Source organism: Streptomyces sp. NBC_00887 (assembly GCF_045207585.1).
Genome location: NZ_CP108788.1, coordinates 2,235,984 through 2,253,686, shown reverse-complemented (window position 1 = coordinate 2,253,686; position 17,703 = coordinate 2,235,984). Strand labels below are relative to the sequence as shown.

The 17,703-nt window shown below is 71.2% G+C and carries 11 protein-coding genes; 7 read left to right on the top strand and 4 right to left on the bottom strand.

Annotation, left to right across the window (positions count from 1 at the left end):
* Nucleotides 1–72 precede the first annotated feature (72 nt).
* The gene (locus tag OG844_RS10250; protein ID WP_406389575.1) at nt 73–1,749 is read left to right on the top strand and encodes a glycoside hydrolase family 13 protein; all 1,677 of its coding nucleotides are present in this window, start codon (nt 73–75) and stop codon (nt 1,747–1,749) included.
* Nucleotides 1,734–2,792: a LacI family DNA-binding transcriptional regulator gene (locus OG844_RS10245; RefSeq protein ID WP_406389574.1), complete on the top strand. Its 1,059-nt coding sequence runs from the start codon at nt 1,734–1,736 to the stop codon at nt 2,790–2,792. Before OG844_RS10250 ends, OG844_RS10245 begins: the two co-directional genes overlap by 16 nt.
* Before the next feature lie 69 nt (nt 2,793–2,861).
* Here OG844_RS10245 and OG844_RS10240 read toward each other — a convergent pair whose 3' ends face one another.
* Together OG844_RS10240 and OG844_RS10235 are read right to left on the bottom strand one after the other, a co-directional pair.
* Complete coding sequence (locus OG844_RS10240) at nt 2,862–3,746, bottom strand: aldo/keto reductase (RefSeq protein ID WP_406389573.1); 885 nt, start codon at nt 3,744–3,746, stop codon at nt 2,862–2,864.
* A gap of 13 nt (nt 3,747–3,759) precedes the next feature.
* Nucleotides 3,760–4,701, bottom strand: coding sequence for an NAD-dependent epimerase/dehydratase family protein (locus OG844_RS10235; protein ID WP_406389572.1), 942 nt, complete (start codon nt 4,699–4,701; stop codon nt 3,760–3,762).
* 70 nt (nt 4,702–4,771) lie between these two features.
* Here OG844_RS10235 and OG844_RS10230 point away from each other — a divergent pair, with 70 nt between their 5' ends.
* The 5 genes from OG844_RS10230 (at nt 4,772) to OG844_RS10210 (ending at nt 14,622) form a co-directional block, all read left to right on the top strand.
* Nucleotides 4,772–5,710 carry a LysR family transcriptional regulator gene (locus tag OG844_RS10230; protein ID WP_406389571.1) on the top strand — a complete coding sequence of 313 codons (939 nt, stop codon included), beginning with the start codon at nt 4,772–4,774 and terminating at the stop codon, nt 5,708–5,710.
* A gap of 47 nt (nt 5,711–5,757) precedes the next feature.
* The gene (locus OG844_RS10225) at nt 5,758–6,519 is read left to right on the top strand and encodes a hypothetical protein (RefSeq protein WP_406389570.1); all 762 of its coding nucleotides are present in this window, start codon (nt 5,758–5,760) and stop codon (nt 6,517–6,519) included.
* Between the two features lie 425 nt (nt 6,520–6,944).
* Nucleotides 6,945–8,672, top strand: coding sequence for a carbohydrate-binding module family 20 domain-containing protein (locus OG844_RS10220; protein ID WP_406389569.1), 1,728 nt, complete (start codon nt 6,945–6,947; stop codon nt 8,670–8,672).
* A gap of 97 nt (nt 8,673–8,769) precedes the next feature.
* Nucleotides 8,770–14,082, top strand: a complete 5,313-nt coding sequence (gene pulA, locus OG844_RS10215) for a pullulanase-type alpha-1,6-glucosidase (protein ID WP_406389568.1) — start codon at nt 8,770–8,772, stop codon at nt 14,080–14,082.
* Between the two features lie 189 nt (nt 14,083–14,271).
* Nucleotides 14,272–14,622: a 5-carboxymethyl-2-hydroxymuconate Delta-isomerase gene (locus OG844_RS10210; RefSeq protein WP_406389567.1), complete on the top strand. Its 351-nt coding sequence runs from the start codon at nt 14,272–14,274 to the stop codon at nt 14,620–14,622.
* 234 nt (nt 14,623–14,856) lie between these two features.
* Here OG844_RS10210 and OG844_RS10205 read toward each other — a convergent pair whose 3' ends face one another.
* Together OG844_RS10205 and OG844_RS10200 are read right to left on the bottom strand one after the other, a co-directional pair.
* Nucleotides 14,857–15,579 carry a TetR/AcrR family transcriptional regulator gene (locus tag OG844_RS10205; RefSeq protein ID WP_406389566.1) on the bottom strand — a complete coding sequence of 241 codons (723 nt, stop codon included), beginning with the start codon at nt 15,577–15,579 and terminating at the stop codon, nt 14,857–14,859.
* Nucleotides 15,580–15,613: 34 nt separating this feature from the next.
* Nucleotides 15,614–17,572, bottom strand: coding sequence for a hypothetical protein (locus tag OG844_RS10200; protein ID WP_406389565.1), 1,959 nt, complete (start codon nt 17,570–17,572; stop codon nt 15,614–15,616).
* Nucleotides 17,573–17,703: the final 131 nt, after the last annotated feature.

The following is a 17,703-nucleotide window of genomic DNA, read 5'->3' as shown; positions in this document are numbered from 1 at the left end:
GCAACGTCACGGCGGCGCCGGCTCCCCGACCCGGTCCCGGCGCCGCCCCCACCCAGACACCCCAGGGACGACATGACCCAGCACCTCGCTGCCCCCTCCACCGGCACGTCCGACGACGCCCCGGGCCACCGCACCGGCTGGTGGCAGGACGCGGTGATCTACCAGGTCTATCCACGGAGCTTCGCCGACGGCAACGGCGACGGCATGGGCGATCTCGCGGGCATCACCGCACGGCTCCCGTACCTCAGGGACCTCGGTGTCGACGCCGTCTGGCTCAGCCCCTTCTACGCTTCACCGCAGGCCGACGCGGGCTACGACGTGGCCGACTACCGGGCCATCGACCCGATGTTCGGCTCGCTCCTGGACGCCGACGCGCTGATCCGCGAGGCCCACGGCCTGGGCCTGCGCATCATCGTCGACCTGGTTCCCAACCACTCGTCCGACCAGCACGAGTGGTTCAAGCGCGCCATCGCCGAGGGCCCCGGATCCGCCCTGCGCGAGCGCTACCACTTCCGTGCGGGCAAGGGTGCCGACGGCGAACTCCCGCCCAACGACTGGGAGTCCATCTTCGGAGGACCCGCCTGGACCCGGACCACCGACCCGGACGGCACCCCCGGCGAGTGGTACCTGCACCTCTTCGCGCCCGAGCAGCCCGACTTCAACTGGGAGCACCCGGCCGTCGCCGACGAGTTCCGCTCGATCCTGCGCTTCTGGCTCGACATGGGCGTCGACGGCTTCCGCGTCGACGTCGCCCACGGCCTCGTCAAGGCCGAGGGACTGCCCGACCTCGGCACGCACGATCAGCTCAAGTTGCTGGGCAACGATGTCATGCCGTTCTTCGACCAGGACGGTGTGCACGAGATCTACCGCAGCTGGCGCACCATCCTCGACGAGTACCCCGGCGAGCGGATCGCCGTCGCCGAGGCATGGACCCCCACCGTCGAGCGCACCGCCAACTACGTGCGCCCCGACGAGATGCACCAGGCCTTCAACTTCCAGTACCTGTCGACCGCCTGGGACGCAGCGGAACTGCGCAAGGTCATCGACTCCTCGCTCGACGCGATGCGTCCGGTGGGCGCCCCCACCACCTGGGTGCTCTCCAACCACGACGTCACCCGCCACGTCACCCGCTTCGCCAACCCGCCGGGCCTGGGCACCCAGATCCGTACGCCCGGTGACCCCGTCACGGGGCTGCGCAGGGCCCGCGCCGCGACGCTGCTGATGCTGGCGCTGCCCGGCTCCGCGTACGTCTACCAGGGCGAGGAGCTCGGCCTGCCGGACGTCACCGACCTGCCCGACGAGGCGCGCCAGGACCCGTCGTTCTTCCGCGCGGAGGGCCAGGACGGCTTCCGCGACGGATGCCGGGTGCCGATCCCGTGGACCCGCGGAGGCAGCTCGTACGGCTTCGGCGACGGCAGCAGCTGGCTGCCGCAGCCCACCGGGTGGGGCGAGCTCTCCGTCGAGGCGCAGACCGGTGTGGAGGGCTCCACGCTGGAGCTGTACCGCGCCGCGATCGCCGCCCGCCGCGAGCAGCCCGGGCTCGGCGCCGGCACGGACGTGGACTGGCTGGACGCCCCCGAGGGCGTGCTCGCGCTGGGCCGCTCCGGCTTCGTCTGCACGGTCAACACCACGGGCGCCCCGGTACGGCTGACGGCCCCCGGCACGCTGCTGCTCGCCAGCGCCCCGGTCGCCGTCGACGGCGACACGGTGGAACTGCCCGCGGACACCGCGGTGTGGTGGACGGTGTGACCGTCCCCGCACCCAGGACCGGACCGGCGCTGCGGCTCTCCGACATCGCCGGTCAGGCCGCGGTCAGCGAGGCGACCGTCAGCAGGGTGCTCAACGGGAAGCCGGGCGTCGCGGACACCACGCGTCAGCGGGTGCTCGCGGCCCTCGACATCCTCGGCTACGAACGCCCCGTACGGCTGCGGCAGCGCAGCGCAGGGCTGATCGGGTTGGTGACCCCCGAGCTCACCAACCCGATCTTCCCGGCGTTCGCGCAGTCCGTGGAGCAGGTCCTCGCCGGGCACGGCTACACGCCCGTGCTCTGCACCCAACTGCCCGGCGGCGCCACCGAGGACGAGCTGGTCGAACAGCTCGTCGAGCGTGGCGTCGGCGGGATCGTCTTCCTCTCCGGGCTGCACGCCGACACGTCGGCGGACCCGGCACGGTACGCCGCGCTCAGCGACCGCGGCGTGCCGTTCGTGCTGATCAACGGCTACAACGAGCGCATCAGCGCCCCGTTCGTCTCGCCCGACGACACGGCCGCCGTACGGATGGCCGTCGGGCACCTCGCCGAACTCGGGCACCGGAAGGTCGGCCTGGCGATCGGACCGCTGCGCTACGTGCCCTCCCGGCGCAAGCGCGACGGGTTCGTCGACGCGGCCGTCTCCGTGCTGGGCATGGACCGGAGCGAGGCCGAACTCATGGTGTGCTCGACGCTGTTCAGCGTCGAGGGCGGCCAGGTCGCCGCGGGCGCCCTGCTCGACCGGGGCTGCACCGGCATCGTCTGCGGCAGCGACCTGATGGCACTGGGCGTGGTCAGGGCAGCCCGGGGCAGGGGACTGGACGTCCCGCGCGACGTCTCCGTCGTCGGCTTCGACGACTCGCAGCTGATCGCGTTCACCGACCCGCCGCTGACCACGGTGCGCCAGCCGGTGCAGGCGATGGCCGCCGCGGCCGTGGGGGCACTGCTGGAGGAGATCGCCGGAAGTCCCGTGCAGCGCACGGAGTACGTGTTCCAGCCGGAGCTCGTGGTGCGCGGGTCCACCGCGGCGGTGCCGGTCGTCTGAACGAGCGGGAAGCGGGGCCGGGTCCGGAGGGGGGACCCGGCCTTTCCCGTGCCAGGTCGGAGCGCCGGTTCAGCCCGGCAGCGCGTCCGCGAGCTGCGTCAGCTCCTCCGGGCCCAGCTCGAGATCCGGGGCCCGCGCCGAGTCCCTGACGGAGGCCGGGCGGCTGGCTCCCGGCACCGGGACCACCGTCGGGGATCGGCTCAACAGCCAGGCCAGGGCGATCTGCTGCGGGCTCACGCCGCGCTCGGCCGCGATGCGCTGGAAAGCGGTGCCGGCGGAGGTCGGGCCCGAGGGGCCGTCCAGGGAACTGCGGGAGATGCCACCGAGAGGGCTCCAGGGCAGGAACGCCAGGCCCAGCCGGGCGCTCAGGCGCAGTTCGGGCTCGGTGTCACGGACGGCAGGCGAATACCGGTTCTGTACCGAGACGAGTCCGTCGCCGAGGATCTGATGCGCCCGGCGGATCTGGCGGGTGGTCACGTTCGAGATGCCGGCGGCACGGATGGTGCCGGCGTCGAGCAGTTCGCGCAGGGCGCCGACGGACTCCTCCCAGGGTACGGCCGGGTCCGGCTTGTGCAGTTGGTACAGGCCGATGGCCTCGACCCCCAGGCGCTCGGCGGAGGCTTCGGCGGCGCGCTTGAGGTGGGCGGGGGTGGCGTCGGCGGTCCAGCTGCCGTCGCCGGGCCGGCCGCGGCCGCCCTTGGTGGCGATCAGGACGCCGGACGTGTCGCCGCCGTAGCGGGCCAGGGCCCGGGCGACGAGGAGCTCGTTGTGGCCCACCTCGCCGGCGTGCCAGTGGTAGCTGTCGGCGGTGTCGATGAGCGTGACTCCGGAGTCCAGCGCGGCGTGGACGGTGGCGATCGCCCGAGACTCCTCCGGGCGGTTCTCGATGGACAGCGGCATGGCGCCCAGACCGATGGCGCTGACGGCGGTGCCGGCGATGCTGCGGTACTTCATGGTGGGCGGTTCCCTACGCGGCGGGGGTGGCGGACGTGCTGACGGTCTCCGCGACGGCGCCGGGCAGCCAGTCGGAGACGGCGGAGAAGGTGAAGCCCAGCCGCTTCGCACGGGTGTTGCTCATCGCGTAGTGGCGGTCGACGGAGAACGGCGAAGCCGTCCCGCCCGCCGGGGCGGTCCGGTAGACGGGCTCCCGGCCGGTCTGCGCGGCGACGACCGCAGCCAGTTCACGCACGTCGAGCAGGCCGTCGGAGCAGGCGTTGACCGGACCCGTGAAGTCGGCGGCGGTGGTCGCCCACAGCAGCAGGTCCGCCAGCTCCCGGTAGTGGATGAACACCGTCGGCTGCGCGTTCGCGTGCACAGCGATCTCTTCGCCCCGGCGGACCCGCTCGGTGTAGTGCGCCAGCCGCCCGGTGAACTCCCGCGCACCGCCGCCGAGTACATGAGCGCTGCGCACGGAGGCGAACGCGAAGCCGCCGTCCCGGGAGAGGACGGCCTCCGCCTGGCGCTTGCCCTCGGCGTAGTGCGTCTCCAGGTACGCCTCGTCCTGCCAGGGCAGGTCCATGGCCACCAGCCAGGTGTTCGGGTCCACGTTCTCCTCCGGCACCGGGGTTCTCGCCGGCACGGCCGGCAGCGCGGCGGTCGCCGGGTCGTAGACCTCGATCGTGGACGTCATCACGTAGCGACGGGTACGGCCGGCGAAGACCCGGGCGGCGATCGCGGCCTGCACCGGGGTGTAGCAGACCTGATCGACGACCGCGTCGAAGGTGCGCGAGCCGAGCGCGGCTCCGAGAGCGGCCTCGTCGTCGCGGTCGACGACGAGGTGCTCGACGCCGACAGGCGGCCGGGTGGAGCCGCGATTGATCACAGTGACCTGATGGCCGGCCGACCGCAGGCGCTCGGCCAGGAGCTTTCCGAAGTACCGGCTTCCGCCGATGACGCAGATCCTTTGCATGCCCCCATCCTGGAGACCTATCGTCATCAGCAGAAGTGCTGACCTCCTGATGACGTATTAAGGAAAACTGTTGATCGATGTGCAGCGGCTCCGCGTCCTGCGTGCGGTGGCTGACCACGGCAGTTTCAACAGGGCAGCCGTGGCGCTCCGCCTCACCCCTTCCGCCGTCTCCCAGCACGTCGCGGCGTTGGAGCGCAGCCTCGGTGCCCAGGTCGTGACACGCAGCACGCGTGGGGTGACCCTCACTCGGGCCGGCCAGATCATGGTCGGGGCGGCCGAGTCCGTGGCAGCCGAGCTCGAACAGGCGAAACAGCAGGTCGAGCGGCTCGGTACCGGCCGCGTACAGCTCACCGTCGCCACCTTCACCAGCGGCGGCAGGCACTTGCTGCCCGGCGCTCTTCCCCGGCTCACAGCAACCCATCCGTACACGCTGCTCCACGTCAGGGAGGGCGAGCCCGAAGACACCTTGCCCCTTGTCCGCCAAGGCGCCGTCGACGTCGCACTCGCCTACCACTTCGACGGGCCGCTGCCCGTGGGGACGGGTACGGGTTCCAGCCTGCACTGGACCCCGATCCTGGATGATCCCCTGCACGTCGTCATGCCGGAGGGGCATCGACTCGCCGACCACCAGTCGCTCGACATCGCCGAACTGGCAGCGGAGCCCTGGGTTCTCGGCTGCCTCAAGACCGAGGCGTACCTGCGCCGTTACGCCCAGCGGGCGGGTTTCGAACCGGAAGTGCGCGGCACCACGACCGACTACTTCTTCGCCCGGTCGCTCGTCGCCGCGGGAATGGGAATCTCCCTCATCCCCTCCATCGCGCTCGTCCCGACGGTGCCGGGTGTGCGCGCCGTCCCGATCACGCCACCGGCTCCGGCCCGGCACATCGGCGTGGCCACGCTCGGCCGCCGCCGCGACCACCCACACGTCGCGACGTTCATCGAGGCCCTCCGCGAGCAGGTGAGGCATCACCAGGGCACCGACGAGTTGTGCCGACGGCCTGTAACGTAGCGATCTTCGGTCGGTGCGACCTTCCGGAGTCACGAAGGCGACAGCCCATGACCCCTACCGACCGGACACCGGCACGACTCCGCCTCGATGCCGCGCTGCACGGCCTCACCGGAACCTTCCGGGGGATGACGGCCGCCCCGGACGAGGACAACTGCGAGTGCCACTGGGGCAGCGCCGAAGACCTCGCCCGGCTCAAGACACCGGACGTGGTACTCGACCCGGACCTGCTGCGGCGCACGTGGCAGGCGATCGACTGGCGCGATCACGGGGCTGTCCTGCGCCGCATCCTGCCTCAGTTCGCGACAGCTCTCGTCGGTGGCCAGGTGGAGCCGATCTTCGACATGGGGGACGTCGGGCAGTCCTTCGGGCGCGGCAGGTGGCAGCGATGGCCTGGAGATCAGGCCGCTGCCGTCCGGGAATTCCTGCACGCATGGTGGGCCGACAGCCTCACGGCGCCCGACACCGTCGTTCCGGCGCACGACGTCTTCGCCCTGTGCGCCGAGGCCTCGGGCACGGTGACTCCCTGGCTGGCCGTATGGGACAGGGAGAACCGTCCCACGGCGGACCGGCGGCTGGTGGAAGCCGTGGATCAGTGGGAGTTCGACCTGCTGGGAGGCAAACTCCCTTGGTACGCCTGGGATCACGACGAGAAGAGGATCATTGAGCTGAGCAACTGGCTGGCCGACCGTGCCCCCGCACGTCTCAGCTCGCAGGGCGCTCCCGAAGAGATGCACCACTGGGTACGGTTGCTCGGCCTTCCCGGGCCCGCCCGCTGGGAGGACCCGCACTGGCCGGGGTACACCTACTGATCCGGGCGGCCGGTGAACGGGCGGTTCCGCACGGGAGAGGCCCCGGCATCGGCCCGGGATGGGCCGGCGGGGAAGCGATGTCGGGGCCTCTCCACGGCGTGACCGGCCCGGCCGGCCGGGCGCGTGGGGCCCGGCGTACCAGGACCCCCGGCCGACCGGGCCGGAGTCGGGATGAATTTAACAGTCCCGCAATATCTTGCGAAAGACCTTGCAGGAAGAAATCTCCAAGATTTCGCGGATGTGAGCAGGATGTAATCGCGCCATGTCCAGGGGGTTGACCCGGCCAGGTCAGGCTCGTACCGTCTGCTCGCACGCAGGTTTTGCATTCTTGCTGCAAGAACCTTCATGAGCCTTTAGGGCACGGCGCGTTGCCATGTGAGGCTGCTCCGCCATCCCCGCATTTCCCCCACCGCAGGAGGAAAGACATGGCACGCAGACCACTGTCTGCCACGCTCGCCCTGGTCACAGGTGCTGCCGTTCTCGTCATCCCCACCGGGCTCGGCGCCGCAGGTACCGCCCAGGCCGCGCCGCCCGGCGACAAGGACGTCACCGCAGTGATGTTCGAGTGGAAGTTCAACTCCGTGGCCAAGGCCTGTACGGACAGCCTGGGTCCGGCCGGCTACGGCTTCGTCCAGGTCTCGCCGCCCCAGGAGCACATCCAGGGCGCCCAGTGGTGGACCTCGTACCAGCCGGTCAGCTACAGGATCGCCGGACGGCTCGGTGACCGTACGGCCTTCGCCAACATGGTCAGCACCTGTCACGGCGCGGGCGTCAAGGTCATCGCCGACTCCGTCATCAACCACATGTCGGCCGGTTCGGGCACCGGCACGGGCGGCTCCTCCTACAGCAAGTACGACTACCCGGGCACCTACTCGGCCGGCGACATGAACGACTGCCTATCGCAGATCAACAACTACGGCGACCGGGGCAACGTCCAGAACTGCGAACTGGTCGGCCTGGCCGATCTGGACACCGGCGAGGACTACGTGCGCGGCCGGATCGCGACGTACCTCAACGACCTGCTCTCCCTCGGCGTCGACGGCTTCCGCATCGACGCCGCCAAGCACATACCGGCCGGCGACCTCTCCCACATCAAGTCCCGGCTGAGCAACACGGGCGTCTACTGGAAGCACGAGGCGATCTACGGAGCGGGCGAGGCCGTGTCGCCCTCCGAGTACCTCGGCAGCGGTGACGTCCAGGAGTTCCGCTACGGCCGCAGCCTCAAGCAGGTCTTCAACAACGAGAACCTCGCCAACCTGAAGAACTTCGGCGAGGGCTGGGGCTTCATGCAGTCCGGCAGGTCCGCCGTCTTCGTCGACAACCACGACACCGAGCGCGGCGGCGACACCCTCAACTACAAGGACGGCGCCAACTACACCCTGGCCAACGTCTTCATGCTCGCCTACCCCTACGGCTCCCCGGACGTCCACTCCGGCTACGAGTGGTCCGACAAGGACGCGGGCCCGCCCAACGGCGGCCAGGTGACCGCCTGCTACAGCGGCGGCTGGAAGTGCCAGCACGACTGGCGCGAGATCTCCTCCATGGTCGGCTTCCGCAACGCCGCCCGCGGCCAGGCCGTCTCCAACTGGTGGGACAACGGCGGCGACCAGATCGCCTTCGGACGGGGCGCCAAGGCGTACGTCGCGATCAACCACGAGGGCTCCTCGCTGAGCCGCACGTTCCAGACGTCGCTGCCCGCCGGCGACTACTGCGACGTCCAGTCCGGCAACGGCGTCACCGTCAACGGCTCGGGGCAGTTCACCGCCACCCTCGGCTCCAACACGGCGATCGCTCTGCACGTCAACGCCCGTACGTGCGCCGGTGGCGGTACGACCGACCCGGACCCCGGTACCGGCCAGTCCGGCGCCTCCTTCGGCGTCAACGCCACCACCCAGCTCGGCCAGAACATCTACGTCACCGGCAGCCAGGCCGCCCTCGGCAGCTGGGCCCCGGCAAGCGCGCTCAAGCTCGACCCGGCGACGTACCCCGTCTGGAAGCTCGACGTCAGCCTGCCCGCAGGCACGGCGTTCGAGTACAAGTACCTCCGCAAGGACGCGAGCGGCAACGTCACCTGGGAGAGCGGCGCGAACCGCACCGCCACCGTGCCGGCCTCCGGCAAGGTCACGCTGACCGCCGACGTCTGGCGCAGCTGACTTCACCGCTCGGCGGGCCGGGGACGCGCGGCGGTGCGTCCCCGGCCCGCACCAGCTCCACCAGGACCCACCCCTGAAAGTCGAGGAGAACCCGCCCGTGTCCCGAACCACCCTCCGGCGGGGGGCCGTTGCCGCACTGTGCGCGGCGCTGCTGCCCGTCGTACCGGCGGCCACCGCAGCCGCCGCACCCAGACCCCCGGCCCCGCCCTCGGACGCCGCGCTCGCCAAGGAGCCGGCCAGGCACGACCTGACCCGTGAGCAGTTCTACTTCGTGATGCCCGACCGGTTCGCCAACGGCGACACCTCCAACGACCGCGGCGGGCTGACCGGCTCACGGCTGGAGACCGGCTACGACCCCGCGGACAAGGGCTTCTACCAGGGCGGCGACCTCAAGGGGCTCGCCGACAGGCTCGACTACATCAAGGGCCTCGGCACCACCGCCATCTGGCTCGCCCCGATCTTCAAGAACCGCCCCGTCCAGGGCACCGGCGACAACGCCTCGGCCGGCTACCACGGCTACTGGATCACCGACTTCACCCAGGTCGACCCGCACTTCGGCACCAACGCCGACCTGACGAAGCTCATCGACAAGGCCCACGGCAAGGGCATCAAGGTCTTCTTCGACGTCATCACCAACCACACCGCCGACACCGTCGACTACGCCGAGAAGAAGTACGGCTACAAGCCCAAGGGCGCCTTCCCGTACCTCGACGAGGACGGCCGCCCCTTCGACGACACCCAGGGCGTCGCGAAGACCGACGAGGACTCCTTCCCGTACACGCCGGCGAACACCGGCAAGAAGGTCCCGTCCTGGCTCAACGACACCACGATGTACCACAACCGGGGCGATTCGACCTACGCGGGCGAGTCCACCGAGTACGGCGACTTCTCCGGCCTCGACGACCTGTGGACCGAGCGCCCCGAGGTCGTGTCCGGCATGGAGAAGATCTACGAGAAGTGGGTCCGCGACTTCGACATCGACGGCTTCCGCATCGACACCGTCAAGCACGTCGACCTCGACTTCTGGACCCAGTGGGCCACCGCCCTCGACGACTACGCGGCGAAGCACGGCCGTGACGACTTCTTCATGTTCGGCGAGGTCTACTCCGCCGACACCGCCATCACCTCGCCCTACGTCACCAGGGGCCGGCTCGACTCGACGCTCGACTTCCCCTTCCAGGAAGCCGCCCGCCAGTACGCCTCCCAGGGTGCCCCCGCCTCGAAGCTCGCCGCGGTCTACGGAGACGACTACCGCTACACCACGGACAAGGCCAACGCCTACGAGCAGGTGACGTTCCTCGGCAACCACGACATGGGCCGGATCGGCACCTTCCTGAAGCAGGACAACCCGAAGGCCTCCGACGCCGAACTCCTCGACCGCGCGCGCCTCGCCAACGAACTGATGTTCCTCGGCCGCGGCAACCCGGTGATCTACTACGGCGACGAGCAGGGCTTCACCGGAGCGGGCGGCGACAAGGACGCCCGCCAGACGCTCTTCGCCTCGAAGACCGCCGACTACCTCGACGACGACCAGCTGGGCACCGACCGCACGCACGCCTCCGCCGCGTACGACACCCGGCACCCGATCTACCGGTCCATAGCGGCCCTGTCCGAGCTCACCCGGGAACACCCGGCGCTGCGTGACGGAACCCAGACCGAGCGGTACGCGGAAGGGTCCGTGTACGCGTTCTCGCGTACCGACACCAAGCGGCCGTACGAGTACGTCGTCGCCACCAACAACGGTGGCGAGGCGAAGACCGTCGAGCTCGCCACCGGGTCGGCCGGCATGAACTTCCGTACGCTGTACGGCGGTTCCGCAACGGTCCGCAGCGGCAGCGACAAGACGATCAGCGTCACGGTTCCCGCGCTCTCCAGCATCGTGCTCCGCGCCGACAAGCCGGTGGGCGCCCCGGCCACCAAGCCCTCACTCACCCTGAAGGCCCCGGCCGCCGGAGCCACCGGCACCGTCGAGATCACCGCGGACGTGGACGGCGGCAGGCTCAACCGGGTCGTGTTCGCCGCACAGACCGGCAACGGGAAGTGGCGCACCCTCGGCTCCGCCGACCACGCGCCGTACAAGGTCACCCAGCACCTGGACGACTCGGTCGAGGCCGGGACCCCGCTGCGCTACAAGGCCGTGGTCGTCGACCGCGCCGGCCGCACCGCGAGCGCCCTCGCCACGACGACCGCCGGACAGGCACCGCCCGCGCCCAAGCCGGTCGCCGTCGAGCGCGACCAGGTCGTCGTCCACTACAAGCGCGCGGACGGCGACTACGAGGGATGGCAGCTGAAGTCCGGCGACAGCACCGCCGACTTCATCGGACGCGACGCCTACGGCGCCTTCGCCTGGATCGACCTCGCCGAGGGCACATCGTCGGTCCCGTACACGGTCGAGAAGGCCGGCACCGCCGACGGGCCCGAGCGCACCGTCGACCTCGCGAAGACCGGCCAGGTCTGGGTCGAGCAGGGCAAGGACGGGCAGGCCACCGAGGCGCCCGACGGAGCCAACCCGCCGCAGGACACCTCCAAGGCCGTCCTGCACTACCATCGCGCCGACGGCAACTACGACGGCTGGGGCCTGCACACCTGGACCGGGGCCGCCGCGCCCACGGACTGGGCCAAGCCCCTGCTGCCCGTGAAGACCGACGCCTACGGAGCCACCTACGAGGTGCCGCTCACCGACGGTGCCACCTCGCTCAGCTACATCCTCCACAAGGGCGACGAGAAGGATCTCCCCAGCGACCAGTCCCTGGACATCGCCTCGTACGGACACGAGGTCTGGATGCTCGGCGGGAAGCCCGGCTACCTGCTGCCCCAGACCGGTGGCGCGCCCACGCCCGACCTCACCAAGGCCGAGGCCCAGTGGATCGACGCGGACACCGTCGTCTGGAAGGTGAAGGCCACCGACGCCACCAGTCAGCAGCTCGTGTACGCGAAGAACGGCGGGATCTCCGTCGTCGACGGCGCCCTGACCGACGAGGGCCAGTGGCTCCGGCTCAACTCCGCCGAGCTCACCGACGCGCAGAAGGCGAAGTACCCGCACCTCAGGGACTACCCGGCCTTCACCGTCGACGTCCGCGACCGGGACCGGGTCCGGGAGTCCCTGCGCGGCCAGCTCGTCGCCACCCAGCGCGCCGCCAACGGTGCCCTGCTCGCCGCCACCGGGGTGCAGACCGCCGGAATCCTGGACGGCCTGTACGGGAACGCCGCCAGTGGTGCCGACCTCGGCCCGGTGTTCCGCAAGGGCAGCCCCACGCTCTCCGTCTGGGCACCCACCGCAGTCAAGGTCTCGCTCGAACTCGACGGCAAGAGCGTCCCGATGCGGCGCGACGACCGCACCGGCGTCTGGTCGGTCACCGGGAACAGGAGCTGGAACGGCAAGCCCTACCGGTACGCCGTGGACGTCTGGGCGCCCACCGTCCAGAAGATGGTCACCAACAAGGTCACCGACCCCTACTCCACCGCTCTGACCGCCGACTCCGCCCGCAGCCTCGTCGTCGACCTCGACGACCCGAAGCTGGCCCCGAGCGGCTGGTCCGGCCTGAGGAAGCCCGCCGCGGCCCCGCTGCGCGACGCCCAGATCCAGGAACTGCACATCCGCGACTTCTCGATCGCGGACGGGACGTCGAAGCACCCCGGCGAGTACCTGGCCTTCACCGACACCCGCTCCGACGGGATGAAGCACCTCAAGGAACTCGCGGACTCCGGCACCGGCTACGTCCACCTGCTGCCCGCCTTCGACATCGGGACCATCCCGGAGAAGAAGTCCGACGAGGACAAGCCCGCCTGCGACCTGTCCGTGTACGCCCCCGACTCCGAGGAGCAGCAGGCCTGCGTGGCGAAGGCCGCGGCCAAGGACGGCTTCAACTGGGGCTACGACCCGCTGCACTACACGGTCCCCGAGGGCAGTTACGCCTCCGACCCCGACGGTACGAAGCGCACCGTCGAGTTCCGGCAGATGGTGCAGGGGCTCAACGGCGCCGGCCTTCGGACCGTCATGGACGTCGTCTACAACCACACCGTCGCCTCCGGCCAGGACGACAAGTCCGTACTCGACCGGATCGTGCCCGGCTACTACCAGCGGCTCCTGGAGGACGGCACCGTCGCCACCTCGACGTGCTGCGCCAACACCGCGCCCGAGAACACGATGATGGGCAAGCTCGTCGTCGACTCGATCGTCACGTGGGCCAAGGAGTACAAGGTCGACGGCTTCCGCTTCGACCTCATGGGACACCACCCGAAGGCCAACATCCTCGCGGTCCGCAAGGCACTCGACGAGCTGACCGTCGCCGAGGACGGTGTCGACGGGAAGAAGATCATCCTGTACGGCGAGGGCTGGAACTTCGGCGAGATCGCCGATGACGCCCGCTTCGTCCAGGCCACGCAGAAGAACATGGCCGGCACCGGCATCGCCACCTTCTCCGACCGGGCCCGCGACGCCGTTCGCGGCGGCGGCCCCTTCGACGAGGACCCCCGTGTCCAGGGCTTCGCCTCCGGCCTCTACACCGACCCCAACACCTCACCCGCCAACGGCACCGAAGCCGAGCAGAAGGCCCGGCTGCTCCACTACCAGGACCTGATCAAGGTCGGCCTGACCGGCAACCTCGCCGACTACACCTTCACCGACACCCAGGGCCGCACGGTCAAGGGCTCGGCCGTCGACTACAACGGGGCCCCCGCCGGATACGCGGCGGTGCCCGGCGACGCGCTCGCCTACGCCGACGCCCACGACAACGAGTCGCTGTACGACGCCCTCGCCTTCAAGCTCCCCGCGGACACCCCGGCCGCCGACCGGGCCCGCATGCAGGTCCTCGCGATGGCGACCGCCGCACTCTCGCAGGGCCCGTCGCTCTCCCAGGCCGGCACCGACCTGCTGCGCTCCAAGTCGCTCGACCGCAACTCGTACGACAGCGGCGACTGGTTCAACGCGCTGCACTGGGACTGCCGCGAGGGCAACGGCTTCGGCCGCGGACTTCCGCCCGCCGCCGACAACAAGGACAAGTGGGCCTACGGGAAGCCGCTGCTGACCGCTTCCGCGCTCACCCCCGGGTGCGCACAGATCACCGGCGCCTCCGCCGCGTACCAGGACCTGCTCACCATCCGCACCACCGAGAAGGAGTTCGACCTCGCCACCACCGAACAGGTACAGGGCGCTCTGTCCTTCCCGCTCTCCGGGAAGGACGAGACACCCGGGGTGATCACGATGCGCCTGGGCAAGCTGCTCGTCGTCATGAACGCCACCCCGGGTACGCAGAGCCAGGACATCCCCGAGCTGGCCGGCAAGGCGTACGCGCTGCACCACGTCCAGGCGGCGGGCGCGGACGCCGAGGTCAAGAAGTCCTCGTACGAAGGGAAGTCGGGCAGCTTCACCGTCCCGGGACGCACGGTCGCCGTGTTCTCCCAGCGCTGACGCCCCCGCTTCCCCCTGGCCGGTCTCCGGCTCCGCGCCCCCATCGGCGCGGAGCAGGAGGCCGGCCGGTCCCGTTCCACGGGGATTCCCTTGTGCGGATGGCCCGATCACGCGAAGCTGAAGGCGTACACGTCCGTGCACGCTGTACATGTATGCGTACACGCCCGCACTCGCAATCAGGAGCGCTTGATGCCGCAGATCACCGTCGACTACTCCGCCGAGCTCGACGACACCTTCGACCGCCGCGGCTTCGCGCTGGCTCTGCACCCGCTCGTCGCCGAGACCGTGTCCACCAAGGTTGCCGCCTGCAAGACCCGGTTCCGCCGGGCCGAGGACTCCGTCGTCGGCGACGCCGCGACGGGCGACACCATCGTGAACGTCTCGATCGCGATGCTGCCCGGCCGCACCCCCGAGATCAAGGCACAGCTGACGGAAGCCGTTCTGGAGCTGCTGGCCGGACACCTGAAGCCCGTCGACGGCCTCACCGTCCACGTCTCGGCAGAGGTCCGGGACCTGGATGCGTCCTACCGCAAGGGTTAGGGCCTAAGGCCTTTCGTTCGGATCATGCCGGGCTCGCGGGGTCCGGTGCACGCTCCCCCAAGGCCTTAAGGGCCAGGGGGGACCCCCTCCGGCGTTGTCGTCGGTCGCCGACCTCCCCGAGCTCTCGGCTTCGCTCGAGCAGGGGAGACCCCATCGCGTGGGCTCCCTCCTCCGCCTTGCGGCGGCACGCACCGGACCCCGCTCCCTGATCCGGCCTGATCCGAACGAAAGACCCTAGGGCTGCCGCTGCGGCGGGACGGCGGGTGCGGCGGGCGCCAGGACGGAGAGACGCGTCAGGAGATCTCCGAAGGGGCCGTCCGCCGGCTCCTGCGCGAACACCCGCAGCATGATGCCCGCCATCTCCTGGTCGTACGCGGCGCTCACCGCGGCCAGTGCCGCGAAGTCGTGCACCAGCTGCAACTCCAGTTCGGCACGCGGAATGCGCCGCCCGTCCAGCCAGAGCAGGGCCGTCGACTCGGCCAGCGACACCCAGGACCGCACCACGAGCTCGAGCCGGGCGGGCGGGACCTTGACGCCGAGGTGGGCGATGATCTGCTCGTACGCCGCCTGCCGCACCCCGTCGATCAGGACGTCGGCCGTCGACGAGCCGCCTGCCGGGCCGCCCCGCATCAGCGCGGCGAAGCCCGGCCCGTGCTCCTCGACGAAGTCGAAGAACCGGCCCATCACCCGCAGCAGCCTTGCCCCCAGGGGCCCTTCGTGCGCCTCCAGGAAACGGCCGGCCAACTCGTCGGCGGCACGCCCCAGCGCCGCCTCGTACAGGCTCTGCTTGCCGGGGAAGTAGTGGTAGACGAGCGGACGCGAGATGCCGGCCGCAGCCGCGATCTCGTCGATCGACACGTCGTCGGGGGAGCGGTGGCTGAACAACTCCAGCGCGACGCCGATCAACTGCTGCCTGCGCTCGTCGACGCCCATCCTGCGCCGCACTCCGGTCGTCATACCCACAGCCTAACGGGGGCCGGACCACGCCCGCTCAGCGCAGGGCCCTCACCCGGCTGCCGTCCGTCAACACCCCGTCGAGCCGCGCCCGGTCGCCCGCCCGGGCCCGCACAGCCAGCAGACGCCCGTCCGCCCGGCCCCTGACCCCGCCCGTCGCGGACAGGGACGCGAACTGCCGGGAACCGGCCGCGAGTACGTACCAGCGCCCGCCGTCCGACTTCCACAGCACGCCCGCGAGAACCTGCGGTCGGCGCACTCCGCAGTCGGGGGAGTCCTCGGATCGCGCCGCGACCGCGCCCGGCGTACCGGTTCCGCCCGAAGGCCCGGGCGGCGCCTGGAACTGGGCCAGCACCCTGCTGCCCGTGCCCCGCCAGGTCTCCGCCCGGGTGCAGAGCCACAGGGCGGCCCCCTCGCCCTCGGGCAGCGGCTGTTTCGCGTACGGCCAGGAGTTCACCGACCGGACCCCGCGCGAGCGCACGGCCGGCAGCAGACAGGCGGTGCGCGCCCAGCTCTCCCGTTCGGACCGGCCCGACACATCGTGCGGGGCCGACGGCGCACCCGAGGTGAGGCGGACCGGTGTCAGCTCGCCGAGATCCGACAACAACCGGACCGCTGTGCCCTCCCGCACCTCCAGGGCGTCCCAGGAGTGGCAGCCCGCCGAGGCCGCGGGGCCGGTCAGCGCAGCCGTCACCCCGTGCCGGTCGCGGCGCAGGGGCCGCGCGGCGCCGTGCGGCGCGAGCAGATCCCGTACGGCGGCCTCACGCACCCAGGGCGCCGTCAGATAGCGGATCCGGCCCTTGCGGCGCTGCACGACGAGGGCGCCCGCGGTCACCGAGTCGGCGCCGTCCACCCGGGCGAAGTCGAGCGCGGCACCCCCGGCCGGATCGGCGTTGCGCGGCTCGGCGTAACGCACGATCCGCAGCCCGTCGTGGAACAACACCACCGCCGCCGCGTCGACCTCGCCCGCGTACAGGAGTTGCGGGGGGCCCATGGGCGGGCCGACAGGTGTCCCGGGTGTCGCCGACGAGGCCACCGCACGGCCCGGGCGCGCCCAGGTGGCGAGGGCGCGGCCCAGCAGCCGGGTGTCATCGGTCCGGTCGCCCCGGGCCGGCCAGGCCGTGAAGTCCCTGCGGGCCGAGCTCCGCCAGAACCCGGCGGGCACCCGCCGCACAGCGGCCGGATCCAGAGCCTGTTCGGCGGCGGCGCCACGGGTGTGGGGCGGCGCGGAGGCGGAGCCCGGGCCCAGGCCGTCGCCCGGCATCAGCAGCAGCGTCCCGCACACCAGCAGCGCGCCGAGCCCGGCCGCGACGGCCCGCCCGCGCCGTCGGCGGCGCGGCAGATCCGTCGGACGGGCCTGCAGGGAGCACGGGTCGAACTCGGGCGAGGCGAGCAGTGCGGGGGACCCCGCGAGCCTGTCCGCCTCCAGCAGGGCGGCCGGGGGGTCGGCGACCCCCGCCGCACCGAGGACCCGGCACACCTCCGCGTCCGCGAGCCCTTCGAGGCCGCGCAGCACATGGGCGGCCCGGCAGGGTCCCGAGACCTCGGCCAGGGACTGCTCCAGGGCCAGTTCCTCGGCACCGCAGGAGTGCGGGAAGAGCCGCAGTCCCCACGCCTGCGGCAGCAGGGGCGGCAGCTGCACGCGCCGGGGCCGGGCGAACCGCCGCAGCGGCTGTCCCGCCTCCAGCGCGGAGCGCACCACCCGGAGCCGCAGATATGCGTAACCCCGCTCGGCCGAGTCGGCTCCGGCAGCATGGCGCGGCCCCGGAAGAGCCGCCTCAGGCGGCGCGCTGCGTGACCGGGGCAGGGAGCGCTGGGCGAGCCAGTGTGCCGTCAGTACCCGGCGGTTGCGGCCGAACGAGGGCGGCAGCACGAGATATCCGATCCTGACCAGCCGCGCGTAGTGCTCGACGAGTGCGGCCTCGGCCCGATCCGTATCGGCCTGTTCCGCGCAGGGGCGGCCGGCGGACGACGGTACTGCTCGTAGTGGGGGCACATTCAGCAGAACGAGCGAATGGTGCGATGGTCACTCCGGTACGCCCGGGGGCGCACGCCCCGGCCGGCCGTCGCACGCAGTTGAGCCCTTGGCCGCAATCCGTAGTTCCGCCGCACCGGGAGGGGACACCG

What these genes read in the sequence shown, in the direction of transcription:
- OG844_RS10235 (WP_406389572.1), bottom strand. Translation starts at nt 4,701, where the DNA reads ATGCAAAGGATCTGCGTCATCGGCGGAAGCCGGTACTTCGGAAAGCTC.
- OG844_RS10210 (WP_406389567.1), top strand. Translation starts at nt 14,272, where the DNA reads ATGCCGCAGATCACCGTCGACTACTCCGCCGAGCTCGACGACACCTTC.
- OG844_RS10225 (WP_406389570.1), top strand. Translation starts at nt 5,758, where the DNA reads ATGACCCCTACCGACCGGACACCGGCACGACTCCGCCTCGATGCCGCG.
- OG844_RS10220 (WP_406389569.1), top strand. Translation starts at nt 6,945, where the DNA reads ATGGCACGCAGACCACTGTCTGCCACGCTCGCCCTGGTCACAGGTGCT.
- OG844_RS10205 (WP_406389566.1), bottom strand. Translation starts at nt 15,579, where the DNA reads ATGACGACCGGAGTGCGGCGCAGGATGGGCGTCGACGAGCGCAGGCAG.
- OG844_RS10240 (WP_406389573.1), bottom strand. Translation starts at nt 3,746, where the DNA reads ATGAAGTACCGCAGCATCGCCGGCACCGCCGTCAGCGCCATCGGTCTG.
- OG844_RS10250 (WP_406389575.1), top strand. Translation starts at nt 73, where the DNA reads ATGACCCAGCACCTCGCTGCCCCCTCCACCGGCACGTCCGACGACGCC.